This window comes from Mycoplasma sp. 11548 (assembly GCF_055523555.1).
In genome coordinates this window covers 389,473-407,814 of record NZ_JBVFVF010000001.1, presented here as the reverse complement: position 1 = coordinate 407,814, position 18,342 = coordinate 389,473, and the positions used below count along the sequence as shown (strand labels likewise).

General features: G+C 26.3%; 16 protein-coding genes. 1 reads left to right on the top strand and 15 read right to left on the bottom strand.

Features of this window, described 5'->3' with window-relative positions:
- Positions 1–196: 196 nt before the first annotated feature.
- The 4 genes from AC0B4K_RS01660 to AC0B4K_RS01645 form a co-directional block, all read right to left on the bottom strand.
- Complete coding sequence (locus AC0B4K_RS01660) at positions 197–1,585, bottom strand: hypothetical protein (RefSeq protein ID WP_465103547.1); 1,389 nt, start codon at positions 1,583–1,585, stop codon at positions 197–199.
- Position 1,586: 1 nt separating this feature from the next.
- Positions 1,587–4,064, bottom strand: coding sequence for a S8 family serine peptidase (locus AC0B4K_RS01655; RefSeq protein ID WP_465103546.1), 2,478 nt, complete (start codon positions 4,062–4,064; stop codon positions 1,587–1,589).
- Positions 4,065–4,742: 678 nt separating this feature from the next.
- Positions 4,743–5,408 (bottom strand): deoxynucleoside kinase, encoded by a 666-nt coding sequence (locus tag AC0B4K_RS01650; RefSeq protein ID WP_465103545.1) that lies wholly within the window; start codon positions 5,406–5,408, stop codon positions 4,743–4,745.
- Position 5,409: 1 nt separating this feature from the next.
- Positions 5,410–6,072, bottom strand: a complete 663-nt coding sequence (locus AC0B4K_RS01645; RefSeq protein ID WP_465103544.1) for a deoxynucleoside kinase — start codon at positions 6,070–6,072, stop codon at positions 5,410–5,412.
- A 350-nt stretch (positions 6,073–6,422) separates the two neighbouring features.
- Between AC0B4K_RS01645 and AC0B4K_RS01640 the strand changes: the two genes are divergently transcribed.
- Entirely contained in the window at positions 6,423–7,955 is a 1,533-nt protein-coding gene (locus AC0B4K_RS01640) for a transposase family protein (RefSeq protein WP_465103543.1), read from the top strand.
- 402 nt (positions 7,956–8,357) lie between these two features.
- On the opposite strand, the gene AC0B4K_RS01635 is transcribed toward AC0B4K_RS01640, so the two are convergent.
- The 11 genes from AC0B4K_RS01635 to AC0B4K_RS01585 form a co-directional block, all read right to left on the bottom strand.
- Positions 8,358–8,753, bottom strand: coding sequence for an MAG1140 family protein (locus AC0B4K_RS01635; RefSeq protein ID WP_465103542.1), 396 nt, complete (start codon positions 8,751–8,753; stop codon positions 8,358–8,360).
- Complete coding sequence (locus AC0B4K_RS01630) at positions 8,746–10,812, bottom strand: Mbov_0121 family peptidase domain-containing ABC transporter (RefSeq protein WP_465103541.1); 2,067 nt, start codon at positions 10,810–10,812, stop codon at positions 8,746–8,748. The genes AC0B4K_RS01635 and AC0B4K_RS01630 overlap by 8 nt, the downstream gene beginning before the upstream one ends.
- A 72-nt stretch (positions 10,813–10,884) precedes the next feature.
- Positions 10,885–11,538 (bottom strand): LemA family protein, encoded by a 654-nt coding sequence (locus tag AC0B4K_RS01625; protein WP_465103049.1) that lies wholly within the window; start codon positions 11,536–11,538, stop codon positions 10,885–10,887.
- A gap of 23 nt (positions 11,539–11,561) precedes the next feature.
- The gene (locus AC0B4K_RS01620; RefSeq protein ID WP_465103540.1) at positions 11,562–11,972 is read right to left on the bottom strand and encodes a F0F1 ATP synthase subunit delta/epsilon; all 411 of its coding nucleotides are present in this window, start codon (positions 11,970–11,972) and stop codon (positions 11,562–11,564) included.
- Positions 11,973–13,376: a F0F1 ATP synthase subunit beta gene (atpD, locus tag AC0B4K_RS01615; protein WP_465103539.1), complete on the bottom strand. Its 1,404-nt coding sequence runs from the start codon at positions 13,374–13,376 to the stop codon at positions 11,973–11,975. It abuts the gene before it with no gap.
- A gap of 14 nt (positions 13,377–13,390) precedes the next feature.
- Entirely contained in the window at positions 13,391–14,245 is an 855-nt protein-coding gene (atpG, locus tag AC0B4K_RS01610) for an ATP synthase F1 subunit gamma (RefSeq protein ID WP_465103538.1), read from the bottom strand.
- Positions 14,238–15,821, bottom strand: a complete 1,584-nt coding sequence (atpA, locus tag AC0B4K_RS01605) for a F0F1 ATP synthase subunit alpha (RefSeq protein WP_465103537.1) — start codon at positions 15,819–15,821, stop codon at positions 14,238–14,240. Before atpA ends, atpG begins: the two co-directional genes overlap by 8 nt.
- The gene (gene atpH / locus AC0B4K_RS01600; RefSeq protein ID WP_465103536.1) at positions 15,821–16,369 is read right to left on the bottom strand and encodes an ATP synthase F1 subunit delta; all 549 of its coding nucleotides are present in this window, start codon (positions 16,367–16,369) and stop codon (positions 15,821–15,823) included. Before atpH ends, atpA begins: the two co-directional genes overlap by 1 nt.
- Positions 16,369–16,941, bottom strand: coding sequence for a F0F1 ATP synthase subunit B (atpF, locus tag AC0B4K_RS01595; protein ID WP_465103535.1), 573 nt, complete (start codon positions 16,939–16,941; stop codon positions 16,369–16,371). Before atpF ends, atpH begins: the two co-directional genes overlap by 1 nt.
- Before the next feature lie 11 nt (positions 16,942–16,952).
- The gene (atpE, locus tag AC0B4K_RS01590; protein WP_465103534.1) at positions 16,953–17,258 is read right to left on the bottom strand and encodes an ATP synthase F0 subunit C; all 306 of its coding nucleotides are present in this window, start codon (positions 17,256–17,258) and stop codon (positions 16,953–16,955) included.
- A gap of 9 nt (positions 17,259–17,267) precedes the next feature.
- Complete coding sequence (locus AC0B4K_RS01585; RefSeq protein ID WP_465103533.1) at positions 17,268–18,041, bottom strand: F0F1 ATP synthase subunit A; 774 nt, start codon at positions 18,039–18,041, stop codon at positions 17,268–17,270.
- Positions 18,042–18,342 lie beyond the last annotated feature (301 nt).

Below are 18,342 nucleotides of genomic sequence, written 5' to 3'. Positions count from 1 at the left end.
TTAGACAGTAAAAACATCAAAAAATATATAAATTTTCCAATTTAGTTGCCAAAGAAGAAAAAAATTTTTTTGGTTTGTTTTTTCGTTATCTTTTTTGCGACAAAGGAATCCATAATATAAATCAAAAAATAAAAAAATGATTAACCCCAAGAGTCTGGGCAAAAAATTAAAAAAGTAGTGCAAAAAAGTAGTTATTCTACAGCGTTACAAATTCACTAGAAATAGGCATATCATAATCCTTTTGAATTTTTTTAAATAATTCCAAATATTCTTTACCAGTTTTGAATATTGGCATAAATTCATCTATAGATAAAACTAAATTATCTGGTTCTTTGTTTATATGATTGTAATAATTGTTTAAAATATTTTCAAAATTTTCAGCATCAAAGGAATTAAAATCTTCATTTATAAAAATATTATCAGTCTTTAATATGTATATTTCTTTTAATTCAGAATTGTTTTTCGAAAATAGTTTATTTGTATCTAATGAAAAATAGAAATTCCCTGAAAAGTTTTTATTAGAAAAACGTTTTTTTCCATCTTCTTTATATATGCTTTTAAATTCATCATAAGAATACAATGGAGCATATTCTTTAAGTGTAATAAAACGAAATAAATAATTCCCTTTTTTATATTCCTTTGTTATTAACTTAATATTTTCTTTTTTATCAAGTAAATTTCTATTTGATTGAAAGTTGATTTTTATATTTTTACCGTTTGTGTATTCACCAATTATATTTTTTATAGATAAAAACTTACCCTCGTTATATTTCTTATTTATTTGTTTTCTTACTTTTTCATCATCATATGGTGGATATAAAAATAATTTTCTTAATTCATCATCAAAATGGCTTCATCAATATTTCTTTTTTTGATTTATATCACTAACATAAGGTGTGATTAAACGCTTAAAATAACTACCTATTGTGTGGTGTTCAAAATCATTAAAATTAAATTTATACTTTTTACGAAATAAGTGATCATAGTATGAAAATTTTTTTGTAAAATCTATGTTATTATTCAAAACACCAAAAAAAGTGCTTGCAAAAGCATATGCTAATTCACTAAATTTTGAATTTTTATCATTTTTTATTAATTCAGTAATTATATTAATGTCTATTTTTTTTAAGTCATTAATTTCTTTCTTGTTTTTTTCTTCATTATAAATTAATTTATCAACATCAGTATTTTCTCAATTGTATTCTAAGGTTTCTTTTAAATATAAAAGATAATTTAAATTAAATGAAGCATTTTCCTCAAGATTATTGTCAATAGAAATTTTATTTAAATATTCTTCGATCAATTTTTTATATTTATAATTATACTTTTTATTTTTCAACATTTTTAGAATAACTCATGATTGATCATTGGTTAAAAGTTTTAACTTACCATTATTATCAAAATTATGGCTATATAAATTATTTAATAAATTAAATCATCTTTCATCTATTTTAAATTCATCATCCATTTCATTGTGTGATGTTTCGCTTTTATTTACCTTTACTACATCGTTTTCTTTAACATTACAACTAGATAGCGGCATTATGGCTAACAAGCTAATAAGAAAACATATCTTTTTTTTCATATTACTCTCCATTAATACTTAAATAATAATGAAATTCTCAATATTTTTTTATATATTCCTTATAATATTTCATTAATTCATCTCTATATAAATTATATTTATCTTCAAATTCTTTTATCTTTTTATTTCTAATTTTATCATTTTTATTTTTTATTATCTCACTATAATTTTCAATATAAGCTAATTCTTCCCTAATGATATTTTCAAATTCCTTAAAATCATTTAATAAAATTTCGTGATGATATTTAGTTGAGATCAGATTAGAATATTCACCAAAATTGTTTCTTTCTACGCTGGAATCTTTTGATTCACTGACTTTCATTCTTACTGAATTATATGTTGATTGATCTTCAGTGTTTATTCTTTCAAGTATTAAATGAGAATAAACATCAAAATAATTTTTACTTTTTTTCTTAAACTCATATAGTATTTCAGATTCTTCTTTAGATAAACCTTCTGAAAATAATTTTCTTTTAAATTCATTAACATTATTTCTTTTAATATATTCATTTTCTTTAATTTCAAGATCTTTTTTTAATTTTTCTAATTTGCTGTCGATTCTTTTATCATGTTTTTCAATTAAATTCGCTATTTCTTTTATATTTCCTTCTTTATAGTTTTTTATAACTTCTCTAAAATCTTTTTTAACAGTTAAACTTAATGTGTCGGTTAAGTGACTAAAATTATTTTTAATGATAATCTCATCAGAATCTATAGAACTTTTTGAAACTCATTTTTTAAATGATTCTTCCGAAATTACTTTTAACAATTTTTTATCCATTATTTTTTTCATTTTAAAGTATTTAGGTATACCGAATCCGGTTTTATTTTTGGAATTATTTTTTCTCCATATCTCTTCTGTTGTATTCGTATGATTTTCTGAGTAAGCTGATTTAGTAGCTTTTTCTTTTGAGTATGTAGATGATGATGCTAGTAGCACCTTAACTTCATTTAAACTTAAATTTCTTTTTAAATTTGATTGCAACAAAGAAATAACTCCAGTGACTAAAGGCGCCGCCATGCTTGTCCCATTAAAATTAGCTAAATATTTAATAATATTTTTTTCTTCGATTGATGCATTAGTTAATGATGAATATATTTCATATAATTTTTTTCTTGTTTCTTCCGAAAATAATTTTTCTCATTCAATAATTTTATTTTTTAATAATTCTTTTTTTTCGGCTTCGCTAAGAGAATAATAAGCAGGCTGATTAAACAAATTCTTTTTTTCTTTTTCGATTTTATAAATTAAATGTTTTTCTGATTGATCATCCCCGTCTTCTCCATATGCCGAAACTAAGGGCAAATTATCGCTATCCAAATATGAATAAGATGTAAAATTAGTTGCTAAATTAAGAGAATCTACAGCTCCTACAGTTATCAAATTTGGAAATGATTTAAAAGATTGAAACTTAATTGAACCATCGATTATTTCTCTAATTCTTTTCTCATCATCGAAAAAGCTCTCTTTATCTAATAAACCATCTAATGGCTCTAGTATATTTTCTAATATTTTTTTTAATAAGATTATATTTTTTATTTTATTAACATAAGAATCGTCTTCGCTTTCAAAATTTATATTACCATTTATTACCATTTTTTTTAATGTAGTAGTAGCCCAAAAGAGCAATGATTTAAATGATAAATCATTAATATAACCATTTTTTAATGCATTGATAAAAATATTTTTTCATGAAGAATCTATGATTTCATTGTTGTTGCCAGCACTTAAAATTATTTTTAAGTCGTTTTTTGTTGCATATTCATCCAATTTTTTATAATATTTATAAGTGTTTTCGGAAAGGTTTTTTTGTAATTTACTACTTTGATTATAAATATAGTAGAATAAAGAAAATGAAATTTTATTTAAATATTCTATTTCTACTTTTAATTTATTATTTTCATTTTTATTTGATCTGTTTTCATTTGAATTATTTTTATTTAGCGATAAATATTCATCCATTATAAAATCTTTAAAATAATTTCTCATCACATGAGGAAGATCATGATAACCTGCGCTAATGTTGAAAAGTTTTACATTAAACTGTTCGTTCATATTTTTGACTGCACCTACCATATCTTTCGTGTCTATTGTGTCAAAGTATATGCGTGCGTTTTTATTTATACCCATATCTGTTCCGACTAATGAAGAAACAGCAAATCCATGCATACTATATTCTTTAAACTTAGATAAATTATTAAATTCAAGATCTTTTTTAGAAAAAAATAATTTTTCTTTAAAATTATCTACCTCAATAACACCTACTTTATCATATTCGTTTTGTTCGCGATCCTTATCGTATAAATCAATATTAATCCCTAATCTTTTGTAATATGGTTCAAAAAATTTTTTTGTGATTTCGTTTTTTGTATATTTTTTATTACTGTCAACAGCAGTAGATAGCGATATGGTAGGCAAGGAAACGCCTAAAATACTTACTAAAAATAGTGATTTTTTTATTTTTTTAAAACTAAACATAAAAAAGTTAACCTCCGATAAATTAAATCATTAAAATTATAACATTTTTTAAAATATAAACTGGAAATATTTTCTTATTTCATAAATTTTCCATTAACAAAATTTAACAATAAAAATCATTCTTAAAGTTTATCTTATACTAAAAAACATTAAGATATTTTCGCAGGCGGTTTTGACATATCCCTAAGTAAAGGCGCAATTAAAAAATTAAAAGCATAAAATGATTAAAAATCTTTAGATCTTATGATGAATTTAAGAATTATAATATTAGTAAGTTTGAGTTGAACACATTTCATTTTTCATTTGACAAAATTATTAAAATAAAGAATTATGAAAAAATATTTTGAAAAATAAACAATTTGAATATGAACATTCAATCTAAAACTGATAAAGGCGACAAAAAAGTGAGTGAATTTTTATGAATCACCATGCAAAGTTAATGAACTTGCAATTTAACATAACTCAAGAAAAAAACCACGAAAATAAAACCCTATTCCAATTCAATTTTTTGTTTAGTTAAAAATTGAATTGGAATAGGGTTTAAAAATCCAAAAATCCATTATTTACTCATGTTTTTAGATTAATTTTCATACTAAATATTATAAATTTAAATATATTCTTTTAATAAACTTACTTACAATAATTAGTAATAATTTTATTTTGGTTAAAGACAATTGTTTAAGCTCTTTTAGATCCACTAAATTCAAAATTATTTATTATTTCTTCAGCTTCTTCTTGAACTTCATAATCTTTTTTGTTGTTAGTATTAATAATTTTATAAGGAATGTTATAAAATGAGCATAATTTCACAAATAATTCTTTGTATAGTTCGTGCAATCTTTGGAAATATGGTTCATTTTCAGCGAAATTATCTACTTCCACTGCTCGTCCTCTTGCTAAAATTCTTTCTTTTATAACGTCAAAATTAGCATCTAGATAGATAGCTAAATCAGGATTATCACTTGGGTCAACTATGTGTTGAAATAAAGCATCAAAGGCCTTTAGATATTTTTTATCTTTTTTTTCTAAAGTTACAATCGCAAAAATATAATGTTCTATGTTAAATCTATCAAGAAACATATATCCATTTTTATGACTACTATAAAGTTTTAAAAACTTTTTTTCTTCTTTCTTAAAAGTATCGGATAATGACTCTATTATGTAAGATTGAAACGCTATATCAATATTAGGTTCTTTTTCATAAATTCATTTTAAAAATTTATTAAATACAGGGTCTTCATCAGCAAACTCCTCAACAAGTATAGAATTTTTGTATATTTCTTTCAACTCCTTTGTTAAAGTGCTTTTTCCGCTCCCTATCATTCCACTTACTGCTATAACCATTTTATCTATCTACCTTGTTTCTATCAAAAGTATCAATAATTTCCTTAGCCTTTTCAAATACTTGTTCCTCATTTAAATTATCGGTATTTATAATTACATAATTTAAATTATATTTTTTAGCTTGTTTTTCGAACAATTCTTTGTATAAGTTATACAAGGTTTCAAAATAAGATTTATTTAATTGATAGTTATCAATTTCAACCGCACGGCCTCTTTCAAAAAGTCTTTTTTCAAAAGTTTCATAACTCACATCTAAATAAATAGCTAAATCTGGTGTTTCTTCTTTTGTTATTAAATGTTCAAAAAGTGCATCATATCCCTTTAAATATGATTCTCCTTTTGGTCTTAAATTTACATTTGCAAAAATATAATGTTCAATACTAAATCTATCAAGGAAAATATGATCCTCTTTAAAGTTTTTGTTTAGTTCTTTGAATTTTTTTATAATCTCATTTAACTTTGTTGTGTGGTTTTCTACAACATATGTTTGAAACCCCATTGTTAAATTTGGTTGTTTTTCATATAATCATTCTAAAAATTGATTAAAAACAACATTATTTTCTTCGTATTCCTCTAACATTAATGATGTTTTGTAATGATTGTGCAATTTCTTTGTTAAAGTGCTTTTTCCACTACTTATCATTCCGCTTATTCCTATTAACATATTTAAACTCCTTTTAATTAAATTTCACTGGTTTATTAGTATAACAAAAAAAGATATAAACAAAATATTTTTATCAAAAATTGCAGCAATTTTCATATTATTGAAAAAAATATTAATTAGAAAAGTCATATGCAAGTTAAGCATGCATATGACTTTGTTTTTATGTATCCTGTAATAAAATAAATGTGCAAAAACAAGAAAGGATACATTAATATTATAATGAAAAATTTAGGAAAATGAATTTGTATTTTTGATCAATCAAAGAAAGTGTCCAATGACAACTATTTAGGTCCATATATAAATCCCACCGAAAGTGAACTAATTTAATTAAAATATGGTATAAATTATTTATGAGAATCAAACATAACATAGATAAGTACAAAAACTTAACGAACTACGAACTAAAAAAACAGCAATCTCTCATATTAATTGCTGCTAATATTGAAAAATCTTTATCTCAACTTAGTTTAATTACAAAGCTCAGTGTATCAACTGTAAAAAGATATAAAAAAATAATAAAAAGTAATCAAGAAATTGACATCAATCATAAAAATAAAAATCAACAAAGAAGTTGCAAAGTTACAGATTCAGAAATTGAATTAGTGTTTAAAGATTATTTAAAAACATGTGAAATTATTTTAAATAGCATTCTAACAAATAACCAACTTTCGTTTAAAAGTTATTATTATTCAGAATATGGTTCTTTTATAAGGCAAAAAATTTCTTACAAAACTTTGGTAAGAAGATTCAACCAATTAGGATTATTTAATATACATACAACCAAAAGAGGAAGAAAAATAGCAAAATTATCAAAGAAGAAAACTTCACAAGAGACAACATTGCTATTAAAAAAATATTATAAACAAATTAAACAAAATGAAAAACAAAGACAAGTTTTGGGTCTAAAGAAAAATTTAGAATTTGGTGAAATTGTTGAAATCGATGCTCAGCTTGAACCATATTTAAAAAATAATAAACCATTCTATCTTTATCATGCAATTGATGTTGCCACTGGAACATTATTAGCAGCATGATTTGAAGAACAAGAAACAACATTAGGATATCAAAGACTGTTAGAAATAGTATTTAAGAAATATGGATTTCCAAAGAAAATTTATACTGATAAAAGAAGAACTTTTTGGGGAAACGAAAACGCACAAACAATTTTTGAAAAAGATTTAAATAAAAAAGGAATAGAAGTACTCAGTTCTTCTAATCCCAAACATAAACCACACGTTGAGAGATCTTTTAGAACATCATTAGATCAATACCCATTATTAATTCATGAAAACGGATATAAAGATATTAATGATTTAAAACAAAATAACGAAGTATTTCAAAATTATTACAACACGAGGAATAAAAAAATAATTTCTAAACATAATGTCTTTCAAAAAGAAGGAAAGAAAAACGGCAATTGAGCCGTTGATTTAGAGATTAATAGAAAAGTTTTAAATGGTGTTGTTAGATACCAAGGTAAAAACCTTGCAGCTTTCGATATGCATGACAAAAGGATTATATTTCCTTATAATTCTGATGTTGTGTTAGTACATTCTTCTGATGATAATTTGTATTTTAAATATAATGGAAAAAAATACTTTGCCAAGGAACCTAATGGAAAATATCTAAGCTTTACAGAAATGTGAGCTCTTGAGAAAGGTTTAGATTATTCTATCCCTGCCGTTGGAAAACTAGCATTTATCAATAAGAAAACAAACTCATTTTTTAAAACTCTTGAATTATACATCTCAAAGTTTAATAGTGTCTCTGTGAATGCACGAGGAAATAACCTTGAAGCCAATAAGATTATGGCTGAGTATTTAGAGATACTTCGAACATTACACAGAAGCATCAATGATGAAATAAAAATTGATGCATATTAATTTTAATATTTTTTAATAAAAAAGAGAATAATAAAAATAGAAAACACGGGCACGTGTTTTCTGGGAGTTTTGCTTACTTTTTCAAAAGTAAGGCCCCCTTGATTGCAATCAAGGGCGGCGGCGGCGGGTTAAAAATCTTTTTGTTTCATTTTGAAATTTTGTAGTTGATTTAATAATATACATAATTATGTCTTAATTTTTTAGACAGTAAAAACATCAAAAAATATATAAATTTTCCAATTTAGTTGCCGAAGAAGAAAAAATTTTTTTGGTTTGTTTTTTTCATTATCTTTTTTTTGCAACAAAAGCATCATAATATAAATCAAAAAATAAAAAAAGATTAACCCCAACAGTCTGGGCAGAAAATTAAAAATGTAGTTCAAAAAAGTAGTTATTCTACAATTAGATTGGCAAAATGTTTCTCAAATAAACAATAATAACTTGGCTTATCGTTTCTTTCTCAATTGAAATATAACCTTGAATTGTATAAATATTATTTGATTCTAAAAACTTCATTAATTCTTCACTATCTATTAAAATACCTTCATCAGTTAATTTATCTTGTACAATTAAATCAAATTTTTGAATTGAATTATTTATATTAGCATTAAATAAAAAATTATTTTCACTTAGTTTTTCATACGAAATATTTTGAATATATAATTCGTTTTTTAACTTATGAATATGCACGTTATAATATTCATAAGTTTTTAAAAAACTAATTTTATAAAGTAAAAATATAAAAATAGCAAAAATTAAGCAAAGCAGGAAAATACTTAAAGAATATTTCTTAAACAAGTTCATCTAAATTTACCTCATTACTATTTCCATCAAAAATATACCGACTACTATGACTAATTTCAATAACTAATTTGTTTGATAGTAAACTATTTAAACGATTTTTTAAGTCATTATAAGTATTAATACTTAAATTTTCAAAAGCTTCATCAAAAATAATTACATCATAATCGCGTAAAAATAATTTAAGCAACTTAATAAATGCCAATTGTCCTTTTGACAAACTGTTAACCTGCTTGTCTAAAAAACAGCTTAAATCCAAATTAACACTTTTTAGAATAACATCTAAATTACTATTTTTAAGCAAATCAATAAATGAGTTTTTGTCATTAATTATTAAATAATCTTTCACAGATAAATGAAGATCGCTACGCTCAGAATTTAAATATAAAATTTGCTCTTTTAAACGTTCATTAAAAAACAAGTATGAAATTTTCTCATTCACAAATATTTCCCCTTTATTAAGGGGTAATAGTCCTGCTAGAAGTTTTGCAATGGTGCTTTTACCCTTACCATTTTTTCCAATAATTTTAACTTTATCTTGCAAGATTAAACGATCAATATTCACAATTGTAGGTAATAAATCTTGATACTTAAATTCAGCATATGAAAGTTGTAATGACTTAATTGTTTCATTAAATTTTGGAATAGTTAATTGATTTTTGGTATTTTTATCAAATATATCAATTGTTTTAATTTTTTGAGAATATTCAATATAAGAATCAAAACTTTGAAAAAACCCTTTAATCGGTCGGATAAATAAATTAATTGATGTTAAAAAATAAATAAAGTTAGAGTATTCCATTCTTTGGTTCCAAATTTCATAAACCCCTATTATACTTATAAAAAGATGCAAGGACATTTCAATGATATTTTGAAAACTATTAAGATTGTTGTTGTGAATTTCAAAACTAAGTGATTTATCTTTAAAAGTTTTTGAATTTGTTTGTCAATCGAATAAAATTCTCTTAGTTAAATAATCTTCTTGTGCTTCTTTTAATGATTTTAAATAATTATCTAATTTGGTTTCTAAATGATATGAATTACCTTGAATTTTTAAATAATTTTTTTCATAAATTATTTTTTTTAAATAGCTAATAACTAAAATTAAAATACCAAAACAACATAAAATTAATAATAAAACTAAATTGATATTTCGTAATATTAGCAATGACACACAAAAGCCCACACAGTTGACGATAAAATTAGGCAAGAAAACTTCTTGAATATTGAGAATATAAAAAAGGTTGCCAAGCCTTGTTTTAATCTCAACATTAGGCATAATATTGAGCATGCCATAATTTTCTTTAGAAAATTTTTCTAAAGTAGCAAAAAGTTGCTGATATGAATAGTTATAAAAATAGTTACGCCTAATTTGGTAACTTAAAGTTTGGATTAAATAAATAAATAAAAAACTTATAAAAATTAATAATGCAATAACTATAATTTCATCTTTTAACTTATATGGAATAATAATATTTAAAATCCGTTTATTAATTCAAGGAATGATGATGTAAATCCCCAATTCAAATAATAATACAAATAGTAATATAATTTTTGTCTTGGAAAGTAAAAACAAACTATAATTGGCATCTTTATTATTACCTTGTTCTTTTATAGTTACACTTGTATGATTAACCAAAGTAGTATCTTTAAGAAATTCAATATATATACCTTTTGTTAGCTCAGCAAATTCTGCAGTGGAAATTTTTGTTTTAGTTCCAAGTCCTGGATCATAATAAGTTATATATTTTGGATCTATTTTAATAATCAAAACCATATGGTTATAATTTACAGAACTTATAATTGCGCCAAATGGTAATTCATTGCTGGAAAGTTTACTAATTTCTTCGATGCTTGCTTTATAAGCATTAATGCTATAACCAAATTCATTAAGCAACATATTATAATTGTTTAAACTAATTCCTTCTTGATTATATTTTGCTTTAAATTTTAATTCGTCAAGGGGAATATCTTCATATTTTTTATAACTTAAATACTCGCGAAATACATATAAAGAGCAATCCCATGGCGAAATTTGTTTTTTATCTTTAAACATATATTTACTAATAAAAATATTAGTAAAAAAGACAAATAAAAAACCAAACCATTTTAATGGTTTGGTTTTACATTATAATCCTTTCATTGAAACATCTTGTCTTTGTTGAGTAGATGCAGCAAATAGTCCAAATGTAGAAAGTCCTAGTGTAGCAGCAACAACACTACCAGGTCATGCAAAAATTGATGCATTAAATTGTGTAACATTAGTATTGTATAATCTACGAGCAGCAGCAACTTCTCTTTCAAGGTAAATAATTTGTTCAGTTAATGTTTTGTAAGATTCAGAAGCCTTAAGTTCTGGGTAGTTTTCAGAGACAGCCATTAATCTACCAAATACTGAGTTATTTAGACCTTCTAATTCAGTTCTTTGTGCACTTGTTAGATTACTTGATGATCTGAAAGTTCTTAAACGAGCAATTTCTGAAAAAGTATCTTTTTCAAATTGTTTGTGTGATTGTACTACATCATATAACTTAACTAATGTATCTGATCTTTTAGCAAGTTGAACATCAATTGTTGATGCTGATTCATTAATGTAATTTTGTTGTTTTAAATATGCATTTCTTTTAACTAAAAAATATATTGCTGAAAAAATTAATAAACCTAAAACTCAAAATGCAATTTTAGCAGCTGTGCTAGATTGAGCAACTTTCTCACTATTATCTACATATGGGTTAAAACCTTCTTGGTTTTTGTTTTCTCTATTATTATATAAATTTGCCATAATTAATGTAAATTATACATAAATTAATTGTTTTTCAAACTTTTTATTTTAAATAATGTACGTTTTAATTTTGTTTCTAATTTACTAATATCAGAAGTATCTTGGTTGCCTTGCGCAATACGCTTTTCTAAAGCTTCTTTTTCAGCTAATTGCTTTTCAAGGTCAATTTCTGATAATTTTAAAATATCGTCAGTTATAATATCAATTTTCGAACCATTAGCATAAACTAACCCGCCACCAATATAATATTTTTCTGAATTTTCATTAGATTCTCAACCAATTGTTAAAGTGCCTATTTCTATATTTGAAAATAAAGGTGATTTATTTGCTTGCAGTCCGATATAACCTGATGAAGTTTTTAGTGTCACTATATCTGTCCAACCCTCATAATATATACCACTTGGAACAGTAATTTTTAAATATGTTTGAGCCATTTATTTTGTCTCTAGTGTTTTTTGATATCTAGAAATTACATCGTCTATGCTACCAGCATATCTAAATAATTCTTCAGGATAATCATCAAAATCACCCGATAAAATCATTTTAAAACTTCTAATGGTATCTGATAAAGGAACGTAAACACCTTTAATACCAGAGAATTTTTCAGCAACTGTAAAAGGTTGAGATAAGAAATTACGAATTCTACGTGCTCTAGCAACTATTGCTTTATCTTCTTCGCTAAGTTCACCCATTCCTAAAATAGCAATAATATCTTGTAACTCTTTAAATCTTTGTAATATTGAAACAACACCTTGTGATACTTCATAGTGTTCTAATCCAACAATTAAAGGATCCAGTAAACGAGATGAAGAATTTAGTGGGTCAATGGCAGGATAAATCCCTAATGATGCAATCGTACGATCTAAAACTGTTTTGGCATCTAAGTGAGTAAAGGTCGTAGCAGGTGCTGGGTCAGTTAAATCGTCTGCTGGAACATAAACGGCTTGTACAGATGTAATTGAGCCACGATGTGTTGAAGTAATTCTTTCTTGCAAAGCACCCATTTCAGTTGCTAAAGTAGGTTGGTAACCAACAGCAGAAGGCATTCTTCCAAGTAAAGCTGATACTTCCGAACCGGCTTGGGTAAATCTAAAAATATTATCAATAAATAATAAAACATCTTGATTTCGTTTATCTCTAAAATATTCTGCCATAGTTAAACCACTAAGTGCAACACGCATTCTAGCGCCAGGCGATTCATTCATTTGTCCAAAAACTAAAGCTGTTTTATCTAAAACCTCAGCATGTTTCATTTCGTGGTATAAATCATTGCCTTCACGGGTTCTTTCGCCAACGCCCGCGAAAACAGAAAGTCCATTATGTTGTGTAGATATATTATTAATAAGTTCTTGTACTAAAACAGTTTTTCCAACTCCTGCTCCTCCAAAAAGACCAATTTTTCCACCTTTTACATACGGAATTAATAAGTCAATAACTTTAATACCAGTTTCCAAAATTTCCGAAGATGTTTTTTGTTCTTCGTAACTTGGTGGAGTTGCATGGATTGATGATTTTGTAACATCATTATCAAGTGGTAAATCATCAATTGGATTTCCAAGTACATCAAACATTCTTCCTAAAACTTTTTCACCAACTGGTACTTGAATTGGCATTCCAGTATCTAAAACAGTTAAACCTCTTTGTAATCCATTAATATCACACATTGCGATAGTACGAGCAGTTTCATCGCCAATATGCTGAGCTACTTCAAAGGTATATACTTTGCCTTCAAATTCTGTTTTAAGTGCATTTAGTAGTTTTGGCAACTTTCCTTCTTGGAATCTCACATCAACAACAGGGCCTAAAATTTGAACTATTGTACCTTCGTTTCTAACCATAAAAACTCCTTTTTTTAAGTAGCATCTGCTCCTGAAACAATTTCAGTGATTTCTTGTGTAATTAAACTTTGACGCTGTCTATTGAATTCCAGTTGCAGATTTTGAATTAATTCTCCAGCATTATTAGTGGCATTTTCCATTGCATTACGCCTCGATGCAATTTCAGAAATTTTTGAACCAAACCCATGATTATATAATGTACTAGTTAAAAACAGTGGAACTGATTTAACAAGCACAGTTTCGGCATTTGGTTCAAACTCAATTAATTGTGATATTTTTGAACCAATCTTCTTTTTATCAATAACAAATGGAAATAATTGTAAATTTCGTGCTTCTTGTACTAAATTATTGATAAATTCTGTATATAAAAGATTTATAGCCGAAACTTTATTTTCTAAATACAAATCAAGTGAAACTTTAATAATTGTTGAACTTATATCATAACTTAATGAATCCCCAACATTACCAATAAACTTAATCACTTGATCCTTTAATTTAGAATTTTTTAATAAAACTACCCCCTTATCTCCGAGCACAATAATTTTATCTTCGGGTTTAATTTGTTCTTTAAGCAAATTAATAATATTGTAATTATATGATCCACAAAGTCCTAAATCGCTTGTAATAACAATATATAATTTGCCTTGTGCACTATTTTTAGGAAAAATTGAATATAGCTTACGAGGATCAACATTGTTAATCAAATCATTAAAGATATTTTTTAAAGTAGTTTGGTATGAATTTATACTAAAAAATTCATTTCTAAGGCGGCGTAATTTTGAAGTTGACACTAGCTCCATAGCATTAGTGATTTTTTCTGTACTTTTTATAACATTAATACGGTTTTTTAATCCATTTAAATTAGGCATTATTTGTACCTATATATTTTTTGGGCAATGATTCAAATTGTTTTTCATCATAGTTTGGAATAATTGAAATAATTGCTTTCACAATACGAACTAAATTTTGTTCAATAGCTGCATATGTTTCCTGTGATAAGATGCCAGTTGTTAAAATATCATTAGCAATATCAATTCCGCTTTGATCATGGGTAACTCAATCAATTACATTATCACGATATGATGTTATTTTATCAAAAGGTAGAGGGTTAATGATACGTTCTTTAACCCCAATTAATAATATTACTTGAATATAAGAAGGCAACAAAAAGTATTGATCTTGTTTTAAAAGGCGATATACTTTTGCACCATGATCTAAAATTGATTTAGTTGAATTATCTAAACCAGAACCAAATTGAGCAAATGCTTGCATTTCATTATATTGAGCTAGTTCTAGTTTTAAAGAACCAACAACTTGTTTCATAGCCTTAGTTTGAGCAGCAGATCCAACCCTAGAGACTGAAAATCCAATATCAACAGCAGGGCGCTGACCTGCATTGAATAACGATTCTTTAGTAAAAATTTGTCCATCAGTAATCGAAATAACATTTGTAGGTATATATGCACTTATATCACCTTGCTGAGTTTCTATAATTGGCAATGCAGTTATTGAACCTCCACCATATTGTGAGTTTAAGCGAGCAGCTCTTTCTAAAAGTTGTGAATGCAAGTAAAAAACATCCCCAGGGTAGGCCTCGCGTCCAGGTGGGCGGCGTAATAATAATGATAAAGTACGATAAGCAATCGCATGTTTAGATAAATCATCATACACGATTAAAACGTCTTGTCCTTGCTTCATTCATTCTTCAGCAATGGTTGCTCCCGTATATGGTGCAATATATTGTTTTGGAGCTAATTCGCTAGCACCTGCAACAACTATTGTTGTATATTCTAAGGCACCTGCATCAGAAAGTTTCTGTACAATTTGTGCAACAGTCGAATTCTTTTGTCCAATTGCAACATATACACATTTTACATTTTTACCTTTTTGATTAATAATTGTGTCAATTGAAATTGAGGTTTTACCTGTTTGGCGATCTCCAATAATTAATTCACGTTGTCCTTTGCCAATTGGAATCATAGCATCAATTGCTAAAATACCAGTTTCTAAAGGTTGATTTACTTCTTTACGCGTCATAACTCCTGAACCAGTTTTAAATATTTCAGAAGTGTGGTTATTGTTAATTGGTGCTTTACCATCTAAAGGCATACCTAATGCATCAATAACACGGCCCAGCATTTGGTCCCCAACTGGAACAGAAATGACTTGACCTGTACGGGATACAACATCACCTTCAGATACAGAATAAGCATCACCTAATAAAGCAATCCCCACAGTTTCATCCTCTAAATTTAAAGCCAGACCATAAATACCATTGCCAAAACGTACTAATTCAGAATACCTGACTTTTTCTAGTCCAGAAACTATTGCAATTCCATCACCAACTGAAACAACACGTCCGACTTCAGAACGATCAACTTTTGATCCTAAGTTTTTAATACGCTCTTTAATAATTTGTGAAATTTCATCTAATTTAAGAGGCATTATACCTCCTCTCTATTTCAAATAATTTGATTTTTTAGTTTTTGTAATTCTCTTTTATAGTTAAGTTCTAAAACCTCAGTGCGCGATACAATTTTAAAACCACTGATTAAGCTTTTATCAATATGGTTTGTAATTTTTATTGCACGCCTCGTGGTTTTTTGTAATTTTTCCTTAATTTCTTGTAATTGCTCATTATTTAAAGGAAAGGCCGAAATAACATCAATATACCTTATTTTTAAATGATGGTTTGATAGTTTTAAATATTCTATAATAATATTTTTTAAAATATTGACAGCTTTCCGTTGTACGATTACTTTTAGAGAATTAAGAATTATTCAATCAAAACCAGCAAAAGCTAAATCAATTGTTTTTAAACGTTCAGTTTCTGGAACACCATCATTTTTTAAATAATCAATAAATTCAGGATTTTGATTTAAGAATTCTTTAAGTAATTCAAAATATGGTTCTAGTTCTACAAATCTATCATCTTCTAAAACTAAATCAAAAATGGCAATAGCATATGCAGATGTATGAGTTTTACGAAACATTATAGTTCCTCAACATCTTTATCAGTATTTAAATATTGATTAATAATTTCATCTTGTGTAGTTTGTGTGATTTCTCTTTTGAGAATTTTTTCGGCTAACTCAGTTGCAATTTCTACAACATACCTACGTGAATTAAAGTCGAATTGTTTCTTTTGGTTCTCAATATCAATATTTGTTTCTTCTAATAATCGTTTTGACTCAGTCTTAGCACTATTTAAATATACTTCAGCTGTTTTTTCAGCTTTAATTTTTGCTTTAGAAATGATTTGTTCTGCTTGAATATGTGCATTTTTTAAACTTTGATTGGCTTCATTAAGTTTTAAAATGCTTTCTTGTTTTTGTTGTATTGAATCATCAATATTACTTTGAATAAATTGTTCACGTTCTTTCATTAATTTCTTAATTGGTTTATAAACTAAATAAAAAAGTAAACTACATACAATTATAAAAGCAAGAATTGTCGCAATCATTAAGGGTATACTTGGAAAGAGACCTGCAAAAAGGTCTTTAAATCTAGTTCCAAATTGTTCGTTTACACTTGCTGATTGTTGTGCTTCACTATAATAAACCATTATTTAACCAACTATTTAGTAAATAAAATAATTAAGGCAATTAGTAAAGAATAAATTGCAGTTGTCTCGGCAATACCTGCACCAATAATAAGCATCAATCTAATTTTAGATTCAGCCTCAGGGTTACGACCAACAGCTTCACAAGCTTTTCCTGCTGCATATCCTTGGCCAATTCCTGCACCTAAGCAACCAATTGCAGCAATACCTGCACCAACACCTAATAATCCAACACTAACACTTGAGGTTGATGCATTATTATTTGCAACTTGTGTTGCACTTTGAGTTGCCTCTTGTAATAAAGTTGTTACTTCTAACATAATAATCTCCTAATAAATTGCTTCTGTTTTTCTTCTAGTTCAATCCCTAAAAGATAATTTTCTACTTGTAGTTTGTTTTTTTGGTTTAATATCACTTGCTTCAGACACTCAATAAACTGAGGTTAATAAAGCAAAAATAAATGCCTGTAGCGTAGAACCAAAAATATCAAAATAAAAATGAAAGAATGGTGTAATAATAAGTGAAAAGAAATATAATTCTTGTCCATATCCAACTGAAAAAACTTTTTGTCACATAATTCCGCCAGAAACATAGGCCATGGCTAAAATAGCAGCACCACCAATAATATTTCCATAGATCCGAAAACTTAATGAAACTAAGATAGATAACTTACCAATTAATTCAGTTGGAATTAATAATTTTGCATAAAATTTTCATTTACTATAAATAGTTCCAATAATAAGAACCCCAAACCATGTTAAAATAGCTAAAGAAAATGGAACAGAAAATGAGGTAACAATTGGTTCAAGTCCAAAGACAACAACACCATTTCCTATTAATAAAAAAGTTCCTAAACTTAAGATGTAAAATCTTGCAATTTTTAAATTATCTCCAGGGCCAGCAACAGCCTCATAAGTTTTCTCAATTGAACCCACGTAAGCTTCAGCAATTAAAACTATGCCTTTAGAAGCTTTTTGTGGATTTGTCCTTTTAACTTTTATATAGATTCAAACTGACAAAATTAGAACTATTATGACAGTTACAAACAATGAAACTAACTGCGGTTGACGTCAATTAAATAATGAATTTTTGATGTTTTCCATTCGTCACCTTTCTTTTAATTAAAATTACATGCACTATAATAGCAATTGCACTTAATGATAAACATGATATAAAACTAAATAAATTAATACGTCCATGAGCTCAATGCATGTTTGTATCTCCTAAATGAATTTGGTTTATCGATTTCATCAAATAAATTATTAAAAATAATAAACTAAAAAAAAACAACATTTTTAAGGGTAAAAGAAAATAGTAAATCTTTCTTCTCTGTAAAAATAATGACGTATAAATTAAAGCTGTTATTTTAAATAATAAATAAGATACTAATGATCCGAGGATAAA